The sequence below is a fragment of the Rhizobium sp. Rhizsp42 genome, assembly GCF_047304155.1.
In the GTDB taxonomy this organism is placed as follows: Bacteria; Pseudomonadota; Alphaproteobacteria; order Rhizobiales; family Rhizobiaceae; genus Rhizobium.
Genome location: NZ_JBGLYS010000007.1, coordinates 137079 through 151361, shown reverse-complemented (window position 1 = coordinate 151361; position 14283 = coordinate 137079). Strand labels below are relative to the sequence as shown.

Here is a 14283-nt window from a genome sequence, read left to right as displayed (position 1 = left end):
GCCGCGCCGTTAAAGCGATTTTTATGGATTAGGTTTATCCTTGGTAGAACGAGCAGCTCATTCGCGTAACTGGTAGCTGCATCCTGGATGGACCCATGCGGATTAGTACGATCACAAATTGGGCTTACGCGATCACCGTCGGACTGACGCTTCTGTCAGGTGGCGCGTTCATTCTCGCCGCCAAGAGCGCCGATGACGAGCGGGCGACTACAGAAAGGGCTTGGACGCTCGACGAACAGGTTGAGAGCTTGGCTCGGGCTGCAGAGCAAACCACCGAAGATGCAAGGCTGTATGTCCAGAAGGGCGAGGAGCGCTTTTTGAAGGCGTTCCGCGCGGCTGACGCGGATGAGCGGGCACGTGAGAGATCGTTGAAGACGCTGGAGGTCGCTGGCCTCACGCCGCAAGAACTGGCGGCTCTAAAGGCTATCGAAACAGATGCCGAAACCCTCGACAGCATCGAGGAGGCAGCCGTTGCAGACTTCAGCGCCGGCCATACTGACGAGGCAAAGGCCGCCGTGTTCTCGTCTGAACACGAAGATGCTCAAAGCGGTTTACTGGCGAATGTCGCTCATTTTACCGAACTCGTTGCAACACGCACTGCGGACGAGCTTGCGAGCGCGAAGGCGAAAGCGGACTTCTGGGGAGCCGTTGCAAAATCCCTCCTTCTTCTGACAGCGCTTGTATTTCTGAGCGTTCTCTATTTTGTCCTTAAGCGTCGCGTCGCTCGCCCCTTGCTCGAAATGAGTGGTATCGTGCGGAGGCTGGCTAAACAGGACTACGCCGTCGAAGTGCTGCCAGACGGCCGCGCCGACGAGATCGGCGACATGAATGCAGCGATACAGATTTTTCGTGATAACGGGATCGAACGCGATCGATTGGATGCCGAGCGCCGCAAGGATCAAGAGACCAAGGACTTGATCCTCCAGCTGATGCACCGGCTGCAGGCATGTCGTGACGAACAAGAGCTCGCCGACGTTGTGCCCCTATTTACGGTACAGATATTTCCTGATCTGCCTGGGCACCTCTACCTGACGAATGACGGCCGCACTGCGCTGGCTGCCAAAGGGACTTGGAACAGCCCTGTTCGGTCAATCATGGAGTTCCACGCCTTTGAATGCTGGGGCCTCCGTCGCGGCCGGCTCCATATCAGTGACGAAACCATTGGAGATGTGCCTTGCCAGCATTTGGACGGTCATCGGGATGGGAGTAGCGTTTGCGTTCCCCTCGCTGCCCATGGCGATACCGTCGGCATGCTTTACTTCGAAAGCGATGAGGCCTCGAAGCTGGGCGCGGCACGGGTCTACATCGAGTTGATCGCAGAGAACCTCGGACTTGCCATTGCCAATCTGCAGCTGCGGGATCGCCTGACGAGCCTTGCCACAAGGGATGCGCTCACCGGACTTCTCAACCGACGTTCTCTCGACGAGAACCTCAATCGCCTGCGGAGAGAAGACGGTGACCTTCCAGCCGCCCTCCTCATGATAGATATCGATCATTTCAAGCGGTTCAACGACGACTACGGACACGACGCCGGCGATTTCGTCATGGTACAGGTCGCGTCGATCATGGCGGATATCGTGGGAACTTCGGGTGCGGTTCACCGCTACGGCGGAGAGGAATTTGCGGTCATCTTGCGGGGTGTCGAACCGAGCGTTGCGTTGGATAAGGCAGAGGACATTCGTAAAGCCATAGAGTCCGCGCCAATCAATTATCTCGGAAGACCGCTAGGAACCGTCACGGTTTCAATCGGTGTCGCCGCGACCATGGGTGACCGCCCGCCCGCCACGTTGATGCAACGGGCGGACGCGGCTCTTTTAAGTGCCAAATCCTCCGGCCGGAACGTAACCGTGACGGATTGGGCTCAAATCGACGACAAACGCCACACGGGATAAATTGCGTCTTTATGGCGGCCGAGAGAAATCGCGCCAACTTCCATATACTTCACATCCCGGAATGAGGCGCTCAGGACACTCGCATCGGAGCTGACGTTCTCGGAGTAAGTCCTCGACGGTCAATTGGATGCAACCACGCGCCCGCCTGCGCCTTCGATTGCCTCTGGAGTATCCGCGTCGACCATTGCGGCGTCGCCGATGTCAACCTCGACCACTGCGAGCGAAGATGCATCGATTATCCTGCGTGCTCCTATGTCGCCGGAAAGGCCGGCTACCACTCCGTATATCGATTTCGGCAAGATAACCGGGTTGCCCGGTCTACTGCCGGACACCGCTCTTATAATCGAACTTCCTCCGCCGGCTTTGAACGCACCAATCAATCGATCGAGATCGACGGAGGTCACCAGTGGCATATCCGCCAACATAACCAGGACACCGTCCGAGTGCCGAACGTCCTCAATCGCCAAGCCTGCCTTGAGGGAAGTGGACATACCAAGTCCATAGTGAGGGTTCTCGGTGAATTGCACGGGAACCGAAACCAGTGCGCCGCGGACCGCTTCAGAGCAGTTGCCAACGACTACATGGACACTATCAGCTTCACTCGCTAGTGCGGTAAGCGCAAGCCGACGAACAAGCGGTACGCCGTCAAACTCGGCAAGCAGCTTGTTCCCTTGGCCACCCATGCGAGCGCCCGTGCCAGCTGCCAGAATGACAATAGTGACGGATGCCATCATAAACTACCTTCACCGACTTCGCAGATTTCAACCGTCTTCCCACGGCGGCCGTAAAGGGCTGGTTGCCGTGCCCCTCGATCCGTCACCTCTCATTTCCATCGGAGATCACCGAGGTCATTCGCCATTACATCGTTTCCCAGGTATTGTGAATGGATTAGGCAATTCTCGGCAGGCACACCGACTGATGGACATCTATTTCGACGAAAGCATTCACAACCGCGGAAACTTCATTGTCCTTGCAGCCGTAAGCGCCACCCGTGAGCACATTCAGCTGGCATCGGAAGCACTCAAGGAGTGCGGCTTCACTCCCGGAGAAGACGAATTCAAAAGCAGCATGACAATGGCCGGAAATGAGAAGGCCCAGTGGCTGCGCGAAGCATACCGGGGCATAATCAGTCGATGCAAGGTCGGCATCGCGATCTGCGCTATCAACGAGCGGGAATCCCTCATGATCCTTGCGGGCAAGCTTGCTCAGAAAATGACGTCGAATTCAATTGACGAAGGTGGAACGATCTACCTGGACGGGGGCATGAAGCGCCACCCTGTGGAACTGCCGGCGGGCTTCGACCTAGCCACGGGGTGCGACTCTCGCTCGGTAATTGGGATTCAGCTTGCCGATTGCTGCGCACATGCAGTGGCTACGATCATCCTCGACGAGATGGGGATCGTCAAAAGGACAATGGCTGCCAATGATGCCTATCAGGACGATCGCGAAGGTGAAATCGCGCTCGGCTGGTTTCTATGGGCATCAATGCGATATGCGCTGACAAGCGGAATGCCTGTGAACCCGGACGATCCTTTTTTCGAGGATGCCAACCGTCAACCGTTTGGACTGGAACTGTCCCCCGGATGTGACCCACGTGTGGCAGAAGTCGTCAACAAACGGTTCGGCGTTGTCTGGATGGGGTGTATACACTAGGACCGTGAGTTGTTGCGATAATTTCCGAACTCAAGACATCGCGCAGATGGTTCGCCCCACGCTGCGACAGCCAGAGTTCAGCAACCGTTCCGTTTGTTAAGACAACACGCCCTTGATCCTTCGCTAAGAGAATGCGACACCGATTTCTCCATTTGGGGGGCAAATCATGGCGACGCTTAGCCTTTTTCCGGGACAGGACCACCTCGAAAAGGTGGCGAAGACGAGCGATCCTCTGCGAGGGCTATCGGAGTTCGTCTGGAACGCACTCGATGGTGACGCCCTCAAAGTATCCGTTGAGTTCGACCGGAATGCTCTAGGTGGTCTTCATGCCATAAGGATCATCGACAACGGCTCAGGGATTAGGCCCAGCGCCCTCAATCAAGAGTACAGCCAACTTGGCGAGTCCTGGAAGAAGCACGTGGGGCGAACCCCAAAGTATGGTCGCGCAATGCATGGCAAGGAGGGCCGAGGCCGGCTTCGCTTCTTTTCACTTGCCGGCGCGTCGAGGTGGGATAGCCGCTTTTTCGAGGACGGAAAATGCCAAGCTCTGACCGCGAGCATTGAAGCCGCAGCTTTGGGGAGTTGCGTGGTGAGTGACCCCGCTGATGTCGATGGTAACGAGACCGGAACCACGGTCGAGTTGACCCGTCTGAAGGACACTTTCGACTGGCTGGTCAGCGAGGAGGCGTTTCAGCAGTTCAGCGCTGTTTTCGCAGCCTATGTTTTGCAATACCCCAACGTGGTCATCGACTACAACGGAAGGCTTGTGTCACCGGACAAGATCATCGCCCGGAGAGACCAAATGACCATAGCACCGATCCGCGTCAGTGACGGGATGATCGATGACCTCCGGGTGCAAGTCATTGAATGGAGCGGCTCGATGGGAGATCGCAGACTTCATATCGGTGCCGATGACGGGGTCGCATTGGCTTCTCAGCCGGCCGGAGTCACCGCCCCCGGTTTTTCATTCTCGGCTTACGCATATTCGAATTTCTTCGAAAAGATGCATGCTGGCAACCTTTTGGAACTCGACGCGCTTACGGATCCGGATCTGACGAAAGTCCTTGAATGCATCCGCGACGCCCTCACCGATCATTTTCGGACAAGGCAATCCCAAGAGGCTTCCAACCTCATCGCGGACTTGATCGCTGAAGGCGCGTATCCGTATGAGGGTGAGCCGAGAAGCGAAGTCGAGACCAGGGAAAGACAGGTGTTCGACATCGCAACGTACGCTGTCACATCTTACTCGCGCGAGTTCAAGCGAGCCGATCCGTCGCTGAAGAAGATCACGCTTGCTCTTATGAAGGAGGCACTTAGGCACAATCCTGAGTCAATCACCAATATCCTAAGAGCTGTCGTCAATCTTCCGAAGACGCGACAGGACGAGTTTTCCTCACTTCTCGGCAAGACCGATCTGTCTAACATCATCGCAGCTTCCAGCATGATTGCCGATCGCGTAACAGCGATTGAAGTCATCAAGCAGATGGTTAGCGATCCGGAGCGACGCTTGAGTGTGAAAGAGCGCGGCGAATTGGATCTTGTTATCCAGGCGAATACCTGGATTTTCGGCGAACAGTTTCATATCGCCCTGCCGGAGGCCGGCCTAACCCGGATCATGAAACGCGTTGCCGAAGACCTTGGCAAAAAGACGAGGTCTGGTCGCATAAGAAAAAGCGACGGAAAGTCGGCACGGGCAGACGTCTTTCTCGGAAGGGTCATTCCGCACCCCAGCCAAGAACATCGGGAGTATCTCCTGGTCGAATTAAAGCGGCCGAAGACCCAAGTCGGCCGAGACGAATTCGACCAAATTGAAGACTACGCCCATACGCTTATCAATCAACCCGAGTTCACCGATACGTCGACATCTTGGAATTTTTTCCTAATGACAACAGACATTAGTCCGGACCAGGCGCATCGGATCACACAAGAAGGCCGCCCCACCGGCCTCTTTCTCGATCTCGGCAGGGCCAAAGTGTGGGTCAAGCGCTGGGGCGAGGTGCTGAGGCTTGCCGAAGCGCGACTGAAATTCGTCCAGGAGACGCTCCAGGTTCAAGTTACCGACGAGGAGATCGATCAGAGGGTTGCCGCCGTAAAATCGTCGCTGCTTAGACAGCGAAAGGATGCCGAGGCTGCCGAGTAGGACGGCAGCGGAAGGCATGCTCTTGCCGTTGAAGCATCCGCGCAAACGGCAGCGACCAAATTTAGCCATTGCCACCGCCAGAAGCTTCCGACCAGCGGCGCTCGACGTCCTGAACCCTGTTGGCGACTTCCCCGGGGGTCAGGATACCCTTCTGATAGAGAATGTTCGCGAACGCCACGATCCATCTCTCGTAGTAGGACAGCCTTCCTATTATCTCGGACCCTAACGCTTCAACTCCGCGGCGCTTCTCCTCGGTATTGATGATCTTGTGAAAATCCAAGACGTCAGCGAGGGCATGGCACCGCTTCTCCCACGGAAGAAGTTCGTGCTCGACACGCTCGATCGTTCCAGCGGTTTCTCCGCCAATATCGTTTGGCAGCTTCTTGACGAGAATTTCAGAGCCCATCACGCGGCCTCGCTGTTGTAGGATACGGGGATGACACCGATCATGGCATCACGCGTGACAAGATCGGCCAGTTGCTCCTCAGTGAGGTGATCCGTGCCATTGGGGCGTAGGGGTAGAACCAAGTAGCGGACAACCGCCGTTGAATCGCTGACGCGGATTTCGACGTCACTCGGAATATGGGTGCCGAATTCTTCAAGCACGGCACGCGGCTCGTGAACCGCACGCGCGCGGTAAGGCTTCAGCTTGTACCAATCAGGAGGAAGTCCGAGAACCGGACGTGGGTAGCAGGAGCAAAGCGTGCACACGATCAGATTGTGGACCGCGTCCGTGTTCTCGAGGACGATCAGTTGGGTGTCGTCGTAGAAGGTGATGCCCAGCTCTTCGCAAGCCGATCGACCATTTCCCAGCAGTCGGGTCTTAAATTCCCCGTCGGTCCATGCGCGCGCGACCACTTTGGCTCCTAACGCGGGCGTTCGTGAATCGAGAACCTCAATTTGCCTGCGGATTTCGTCCGCGCCGAAAAGCTTGCGCTCGACCAGCAGCTCCCTGATCGCTGTCTCTAGCGTCTCGTAGTAGCCGGGCTGTTCGTCCGCGGTAATCGGGGTGTGATCATGATCATGATCGTGGGCGTGGTCATGATGTTGATCATGGTCGTTCATCGGCGCATGCCTCCAGCCAGTTTTCAAAAATTTCGATCCGTAGTCCGTCGTTGGGAGAGCCGACGTAGTCGGGCCATATCTCCCCCATTGGGATTGCGATGCGATAGTAGTGTCCCTTGGAGCCAGCGTTCCGACCGTAAGCCTCCTCCTCGTTGTCCACAGCCATCGGTTCGATGACCGTCTCAACGGTGCCACGCTTGCCGCGCAGGTATGTCGGCATCCGATAGTGACCGATCGGCGAGCGGTCGGAGATGAGGACCCTGTCACCCGCAGTGAAAGTGGGTTCCTCGCCCAGCGCCGGCACTATGCCGCCAATCGGAATTAAGGTCAGGTCCATTGGCTTGCTCCTTCGATGTGGAAGATTGTTGCAGCACGAACTTCGCAGGGATTGCACGATCCGTTCTGCCTTAGAAAAAACGCTCAGAAAGACAGTCTTTTAATCGAACTGTTCTTGCCCCATGTTCGCCTTTGCCGAACAATGGCGTTCGACGATCAGAACGAATTAGTTCGATTTTCGAATTAAATTCTGCTCATTTTTTAGGGAGTATCGTCTCCAAATTAGTAAAGTTGGGAGTTCTGCGATCCGGATTCGATCGAAGATTCCAGGGGTTAACTAGGCTTCGACTTTCGGGAATCTAGGAATAGAGCCGCCAGCGATGACCTTGCTGGGTCTCGAAGCGGGACTTCCGCAGTACTCGCTGGAACAACAACGAGCGGACCGACTACTTGGTGTGAGCCAAGCCTGCTCACATACGGATTCCCTGGTCCAAAAAAAGTCGTTCGCAACCCTGCCTGTTAGTTATCCGCTAGACCCGCGAACGCAATCGACCTATTGGCCACACAAGCACTCCGTGTATAGTGAGAATCTACTTCGGGGTGAGGGTTTCGTGAAGTATCGGCCGATTGTTGTTTTGGTGGTTGCAGCGAGTTTGTTCGGTCAGTTGAATGCCGTTCCCGGTATGGCTGCCGAGCGATCGGTCCGCGACATCCAGAGGGCACTGGCCGAAAAGGGCTTCAAGCCGGGCATCCCCGACGGCGTATGGGGTAAGAAGTCGATCGCGGCGCTGCGCGCATACCAAACCGCCAATGGACTACCCGTGACGGGTTCCGCAGATCAGTTGACTATCGATCGCCTCTTCCCGCCGGCACCGTCAATCGAAACTCAGAAGCCAGCGGTCAGTATTGAACACCAGCAAGGAACACCTAAACAGCCGACTCCAGCCACCGAAGTCAAACCGATCCAGCCTATAGACGGTCACAATTCGGACCCGAATACGCATCGCGGTCAGGGTGGGCCAGTCGATAGCTCCGCCAACCCGGATCAAGCCCAGCCCGCAGTCCCGGCCAACGAGAAAACATCCCGCGCCGATAGCGCACAGGGTTTACCGAACCAGCCCCTCGCGACGCGGCCGGTAGCCGATTCATCCTCTGAAGCCAGCCGTTTCTGGACCTACGCTTTTTTGGGCTTGGCTATCGGAGGAACGATGATGTTTCGAAGGAGGCTTAAGCGAAGGAGAGAGGCCGCCAAGATGGACAGCGACATCGGGGCTTTCCGGTCTCAGGATGTTGGGGCGCTCAAAGCGAATTTGAACGTCTCGACTTCTCGCTCGGCGCACTCAGCAGAACAAAAAGAAATCTCGCCGGCGTTGGCCACCCCCCTGACGGCCTCGCTGGAATCTCATAACAGAAACGTCGTTGAATGGATCAAGTCGAACGCGACCAAACCCAAACTTCCGTCCGAAGGGGACAACGACGATCTTACCGAGATAATCGAGCGGGAGGCTAAGGCACAGACAGCCCGCGGAGCCATCACACCCCAGGTCGGCACACTTCTCAACTTCCACCGAAGGCCGCCAGCCGAGGCCAAGTTAGCTCCCTTCGGCCATAGGGCAGACACCTCTGCCAGCAGAATGGCCGGTGCGGAATGGATGGCTTCAGGCAAATCCGTGACAGTGGGGTCCGTGACGATCTCCGGCGGACTTTTCTACGTCGGTGGCTTTCTCGGCAAACAAGGGCGATTGAACGAAAACGAGAATTGCCTCGTAAATCCGGCGCTGACTGTGGGCAAAGGCCGCGATCCGGCCGGCGTCTCGATGGGATACTGGCCATCGTATGGCGGCATGTCGCCCGATGCCAGGCGGTCGTATCTGGAATGGTTAGCTGGTAGCAGGTCGGACCCCGACGCATACATCGGCTATGTCTTCTTGTATTTCTACGGTCTCGAAAGGCGACTTCTGCTTGACCAGAACGCATACGACGCAGCGGCCGTACTGACGGAAGTGAGGCGTCTTCATGATGTTTACGGCCACAATAACTCATTCAACCGGTATGCGACCGAGTTGCTGACGACCGCCGAACTGAGGAGCGGAGAGCCCTCCGCACAATTCCTGGCGCGGATTGAGCCAAATGGCTACGAAGTTCCGACTGCGGTCAAGATCGCTTTGGGCATCAGGGTACGGGACGATCGCCCGATCGAAGCCGATTTGATGCTGCGTTTCGCGCAGACACATCCGGAAACCAGCGTTCGCACACCTGCCAAGCGTGTTCCTGATCTTCTGCGGGAACTCTACCAGTTCGAGTTCGCAAAGCTTTATCCGGCAGGATATCGTCCGAGAGGCGGTCGAACGAAGAAGCTCAAGAAAAGCTATCAGGCATGTAGCGGAAGCTTTAACATAGACATCAGCATACTTGGCGGAGATATTCCCGACATTACGGACCGGGAGGAACCGATCAAGATAGCCCGCCGTGTGTTCAACGATTGTATGGAGCAACTTGACGACTACAGCCGCGCACTCGGACGTCTTCCCGGCCTTGAGCCAAATTTGCTCGCGATCACCAAACTCCCCGAAGCTTTGCGCACAACGGCAGCAAAGAGCTTGCCCGGCGATCCACTCGCGAGAATCCGACGCATCGCCGACCAAACTGTCGAGACGAAAATCTCGGACTTGGCTGCTGAGTTTGGCCTGGAGATTGGCGCGAACCTCGGCAAGGCCAAGCTTCGAGAGCTCAGCCAAGCTCTTTCGAGCTTCGGCATTGGCGCGACGTTCGATCCGGCTTTTTCGGTGAAGCCACCGGCGGGCGAGGATCGGGTGGTTCTCTTCCCGATCTCGCAGGCCCTCCCCGCAGAACCAACGGAAGCCTACCGGGTCCAGCAGCTTTCAATCATGCTTGGCATGTTGGTCGGTCACGCGGACGGTGAATTCCACACCCTCGAGCGAAAAGCTCTTCTCGATCGCATCGCTGGAGCGGTCGACCTGTCCGCCGACGAGAAACGGCGCTTGGAAGCCGAAATCAAGCTCAACGAGGGCGACCCCACGCGGCTCGACGATTGGCTAAAGCGGCTCAAAGACGTACCCGAGGGCGCTCGTCACGCGATTGCGTCTGAGCTCGTGCTGCTCGCGTCTGCAGACGGTGACCTGCACGCGGACGAAGTCAGGAAACTGGAGACAATCTTCAAACGCATGGGTTTGGATCCGAAGTCCCTATATGAACGACTTCATGCCGGCACCAGCAATCCCCGCATGGTTGGGGCACATTCCGCCTCCAACGCTGACGTGGCGAACCCCTCGCCCTCTCCTTCCGCAACGCGCATCGATCTGTCGCGGCTGCATAGCATACGCTCGGAAACCCGCGTCACCTCGAACGTCCTCGCCGACATCTTTGTCGATGATGAGGAAGAAGTTTTCGTCGGAATCCCTGACGCTGCACAAGAAGCTCCGCAGAGTGAACTCTTCGAGGGGCTCGAGCAGCGCTATGGGGCGTTTCTGAGCGAAATTTTGCAACGCGCGACTTGGTCGAAAGACGACTTCGAGCACTTGGCACGCGATGCTTCGCTTTTGCCTGGCGCGGCGAGAGAGTCCATCAATGGCTGGTCCCTCGACCGCTTCGACGAACTCATGATCGAGGGCGATGATGAATTGGACATCAACCGCCACCTCCTGCCTGACCATCCTGCTTGATCCTCGACCAATTCCGCAGTCATCAAAGAAGGCATACCCGCATGACCACAAAGCCACCCGCCATCAAGTCACGTGATCGCGACACAATCATCAGCGCGCTCCGAGCGGGTGTCGTCCCGCGGCTTGGCCTCCAGCATATCCAAGTCGGTCGTCAGCGCGAGATCGAAGCCCTGATACGCGACATTCGCCGTGTCGGCGAAGGCGGTTCCAGCATCCGTTTCGTGATTGGGGCATACGGTGCGGGAAAGACCTTCTTCCTCTTTCTCGTGCGGCAGATCGCGCTCCAGAGCAGGCTTGCGGTGTGCCAGGCGGATTTGTCTCCGGATCGCCGCATCCATGCTACGAACGGCCAAGCTCGCTCGCTCTATGCCGAGCTCGCGCGAAGCCTCTCCACCCGAACCGCGCCTGACGGCGGTGCTCTGCGCAACATCCTCGAGAGCTATATCCAAAAGGCAACCGAACAAGCTAGCTCAACCGGCGTCCCGATCGAGACGGCGGTCAAGGACGGCTTGGGTGACATCCGTGAGATGGTTGCGGGCTACGATTTCGCCACGGTTGTGGCTGCCTACGCCCGCGGATACGAAGATGGCAATAGCGTCCTTCAAGATGCGGCCCTGCGCTGGCTCCGCGGCGAATACACCACAAAGACCGAAGCCCGTCAGGACCTCGGAGTAAGGACGATTCTGGATGACGCTTCCTTTTACGACGGCTTGAGGCTTCTTGCCAAATTCGTACGCGTTGCCGGGTTCGGCGGGATGATTGTCTGCCTCGACGAACTGGTCAACCTGTACAAGCTGCAGAGCGCCCAAGCCCGCAAACAGAACTACGAGCAGATACTCCGCATCCTGAACGACGTCCTCCAGGGCACTACAGAGGGCATCGGTTTCATTCTCGGCGGCACACCGGAATTCCTACTCGACACCCGCCGCGGCCTCTACTCCTATGAAGCGCTGCAGAGCAGGCTGGCAGAGAACAGCTTCGCGGTGAACGGCCTCACCGACTACTCGGGGCCTGTGATAAACCTGCCCAGCCTCACGCCCGAGGAATTATTCCACCTGTTGGAAAGACTGAGAGACGTGTTCGCGGGTGGCGACACTGACAAACATCTCGTTCCAGACGAGGCGCTGGTGGCCTTCATGGAGCACTGCTCAAACACAATCGGTGACGCCTATTTCCGCACACCTAGAAACACGGTGAAAGCGTTTGTGGACCTTCTGGCTGTCCTAGAGCAGAACCCCGACGTGAAATGGAGCGATCTGCTGACACGCGTTGAAGTGAGCGAGGACCGCCAGGGCGCGGATGAGGCAGAAATCCCGGAGGACGGCGACGAAGCGGACGACGAGCTTGCAACCCTCCGCCTTTGATCGCCTCGGATTACCTGTTCGCCGCTGGATATGGGCGCAGAAGTGGCACCGCCTGCGAGACGTCCAGGAGAAAGCGATCCCTGCCGTTCTGGCGGGTGGCGACGTTGTCGTGTCGGCTCGGACCGCGGCAGGAAAGACCGAGGCCGCTATCCTGCCGCTACTTACTCGCGTTTTGGGCGGTGCTGGCCGGGACGGTTTCCGTATCCTATACGTCAGTCCACTGAAGGCGCTGATCAACGATCAGTATCGTCGGCTCGAACCTTTGTGCGAAGCCTGCGATATCCCGCTCCATAAATGGCACGGCGACGTCTCTGCGGACGCCAAGTCGCGGGCGCGCAAGAACCCGAGCGGCGTGGTGCTTATCACACCGGAATCTCTGGAAGCGCTTCTCGTTCGCCGCGGGAAAGAAGTGCGGTTCCTATTCGCGTCGCTCGAGGCCGTCGTTATCGATGAGCTCCACGCCTTCATCGGCACGGAGCGCGGCATGCAGCTTCAGTCTATCCTAAACCGTATCGAGCTCGAGTGCGGCCGCGAACGGATCGATCGCATCGGTCTATCGGCGACGCTCGGCGACATGCGCCTTGCGGCGGACGCATTGCGTCCGGCTGGCGGTGCGGACGTGACCATCATCGAGGGCAACGATGAAGGAAACGGCCTGAAGCTGCAGATCCGCGGGTATTACGACAACGAGGAAGCCCCGACGGATGGCGATGGAGACACCGACGAGGACGCGAACGAGAAGCCGGAAGAACGACACGGTATCCCAGAGCGCCTGGCGGACGACCTGTTCAGATTTCTCCGGGGTCATCGAAACCTTCTATTCGGAGGCTCGCGTGAGCGGGTCGAGCTCTACGCCGACCGCCTTCGGCTGATGTGCGAGGAGAGCCGTGTTCCCAACGAATTCTTTCCGCATCATGGCAGTCTGTCCAAGGCTGAGCGCGAAGATGTCGAGATCAGGCTTCGCGATGATCCACGCCCCACGACGGCGGTTGCTACGACCACACTAGAGCTCGGCATTGACATTGGAGACGTAGAGTCCGTGGCGCAAATCGGCCCGGGCTTTTCCGTATCGTCGCTTCGGCAACGTCTCGGCCGATCGGGACGTCGTGCCGGCAGTCCGGCAGTCATGCGGATGTTCGTCATCGAACGAAGTCCGGGGCGCGGACAGCATCCGCTCGAACGCCTGAATCTGAGCTTGGTTCAGTCGATCGCCATGATCGAATGCCTCAAGGACGGCTGGTGCGAGCCGCCCGCGCCGACCGGCGTGCATCTATCGACGCTCCTTCACCAAGTTCTCGCGCTAATCCTGCAGAAGGGCGGCGTCTCACCGCAGGCCGCCTGGAAAGTCCTCTGCGGCCGCGGGCCGTTTAGAGCAGTTGATCGCGCGGTTTTCGCCGATCTTCTTCGATGTATGGCGTCGCCCGAAAACAAGCTCATTGAACAGTCCCCCGAAGGGCTGCTCATGATCGGTGAGTTCGGTGAGAGAATTACGGAGGCGCACGACTTTTATCCTGTTTTCTCCGCTGAGCGGGAATACCGGATCATGCATGACGCCAGGACGCTCGGTACATATCCACTGGACTCGGCGATCAAGTCGGGAGAGACGCTGATTTTTGCCGGGCGACGCTGGCAAGTTCTCGAAGTCGACGACACCACTCGGGTCATAACGGTCAAACCGACCCGCGGGGGTAAACCACCCCGCTTCAGCGGAAATGGCGGCGGCCTGCACGACCGCATTGCTGAGGAAATGAAGCGTGTGCTCGCAGGCGACCAGCAGTTTGCTTACATCGACCGGGTCGCGACGGACATGTTAGCAAGTGCGCGTCAGTGCTTTGCCGAGCTTGGGCTTGAGACGCGGTCACTCCTGCCGTATGCCGATGGCACGCTCATCCTTCCTTGGGTCGGTACCCGGAAGTTGACTACGCTCGCTCTCGCTTTCATGACCCGCGAATTTCAGGCGGCTCAGTTTCAATATGCGATTGAACTCCAGAATTGTGATCCCGATGGCGTCGAGGAATGTCTAAAGCGTTGGGCATCCGGCGATGTTCCGTCGGCCGAGACGCTGATGACAGGGGTGGCCAAGCCGAATGTCGCGCGCTTCGACAACCATCTCTCGTGGGATTTGATGACCCTTGTGACGATCAGGGAGAGGTTGGAAATTGATGCGCTCCAGGACGTGGCCGCAAAACTCGCGGGCGGTCCGTGAGACC

The 14283-nt window shown here is 57.6% G+C and carries 10 protein-coding genes; 6 read left to right on the top strand and 4 right to left on the bottom strand.

Annotated elements, in window-relative coordinates:
• The first annotated feature begins 95 nt into the window (after positions 1-95).
• Positions 96-1892: a diguanylate cyclase gene (locus tag ACCD05_RS09880; RefSeq protein WP_413392300.1), complete on the top strand. Its 1797-nt coding sequence runs from the start codon at positions 96-98 to the stop codon at positions 1890-1892.
• A gap of 119 nt (positions 1893-2011) precedes the next feature.
• Here ACCD05_RS09880 and ACCD05_RS09875 read toward each other — a convergent pair whose 3' ends face one another.
• Positions 2012-2623, bottom strand: a complete 612-nt coding sequence (locus ACCD05_RS09875; RefSeq protein WP_413392298.1) for a nucleotidyltransferase family protein — start codon at positions 2621-2623, stop codon at positions 2012-2014.
• A gap of 187 nt (positions 2624-2810) precedes the next feature.
• Here ACCD05_RS09875 and ACCD05_RS09870 point away from each other — a divergent pair, with 187 nt between their 5' ends.
• Together ACCD05_RS09870 and ACCD05_RS09865 are read left to right on the top strand one after the other, a co-directional pair.
• Complete coding sequence (locus tag ACCD05_RS09870; protein ID WP_413392296.1) at positions 2811-3545, top strand: DUF3800 domain-containing protein; 735 nt, start codon at positions 2811-2813, stop codon at positions 3543-3545.
• 166 nt (positions 3546-3711) lie between these two features.
• Positions 3712-5685, top strand: coding sequence for an ATP-binding protein (locus ACCD05_RS09865; protein WP_413392294.1), 1974 nt, complete (start codon positions 3712-3714; stop codon positions 5683-5685).
• Positions 5686-5746: 61 nt separating this feature from the next.
• On the opposite strand, the gene ACCD05_RS09860 is transcribed toward ACCD05_RS09865, so the two are convergent.
• The 3 genes from ACCD05_RS09860 to ACCD05_RS09850 are packed head-to-tail and all read right to left on the bottom strand — an operon-like array spanning position 5747 to position 7087.
• A complete protein-coding gene (locus ACCD05_RS09860; protein WP_413392292.1) occupies positions 5747-6091 on the bottom strand; it encodes a nitrile hydratase in 345 nt (114 codons plus the stop codon).
• Positions 6091-6750, bottom strand: a complete 660-nt coding sequence (locus ACCD05_RS09855; RefSeq protein WP_413392290.1) for a nitrile hydratase subunit alpha — start codon at positions 6748-6750, stop codon at positions 6091-6093. The genes ACCD05_RS09860 and ACCD05_RS09855 overlap by 1 nt, the downstream gene beginning before the upstream one ends.
• Positions 6737-7087 carry an SH3-like domain-containing protein gene (locus ACCD05_RS09850; protein ID WP_413392288.1) on the bottom strand — a complete coding sequence of 117 codons (351 nt, stop codon included), beginning with the start codon at positions 7085-7087 and terminating at the stop codon, positions 6737-6739. Before ACCD05_RS09850 ends, ACCD05_RS09855 begins: the two co-directional genes overlap by 14 nt.
• A gap of 550 nt (positions 7088-7637) precedes the next feature.
• Here ACCD05_RS09850 and ACCD05_RS09845 point away from each other — a divergent pair.
• Genes ACCD05_RS09845 through ACCD05_RS09835 form a run of 3 tightly spaced genes read left to right on the top strand, consistent with a single transcriptional unit; the run spans position 7638 to position 14279 of the window.
• Positions 7638-10709 carry a TerB N-terminal domain-containing protein gene (locus tag ACCD05_RS09845; protein ID WP_413392286.1) on the top strand — a complete coding sequence of 1024 codons (3072 nt, stop codon included), beginning with the start codon at positions 7638-7640 and terminating at the stop codon, positions 10707-10709.
• 41 nt (positions 10710-10750) lie between these two features.
• A complete protein-coding gene (locus ACCD05_RS09840) occupies positions 10751-12073 on the top strand; it encodes an ATP-binding protein (protein WP_413392284.1) in 1323 nt (440 codons plus the stop codon).
• A complete protein-coding gene (locus tag ACCD05_RS09835) occupies positions 12054-14279 on the top strand; it encodes a DEAD/DEAH box helicase (protein WP_413392282.1) in 2226 nt (741 codons plus the stop codon). Before ACCD05_RS09840 ends, ACCD05_RS09835 begins: the two co-directional genes overlap by 20 nt.
• The last annotated feature ends 4 nt before the right edge of the window (positions 14280-14283 follow it).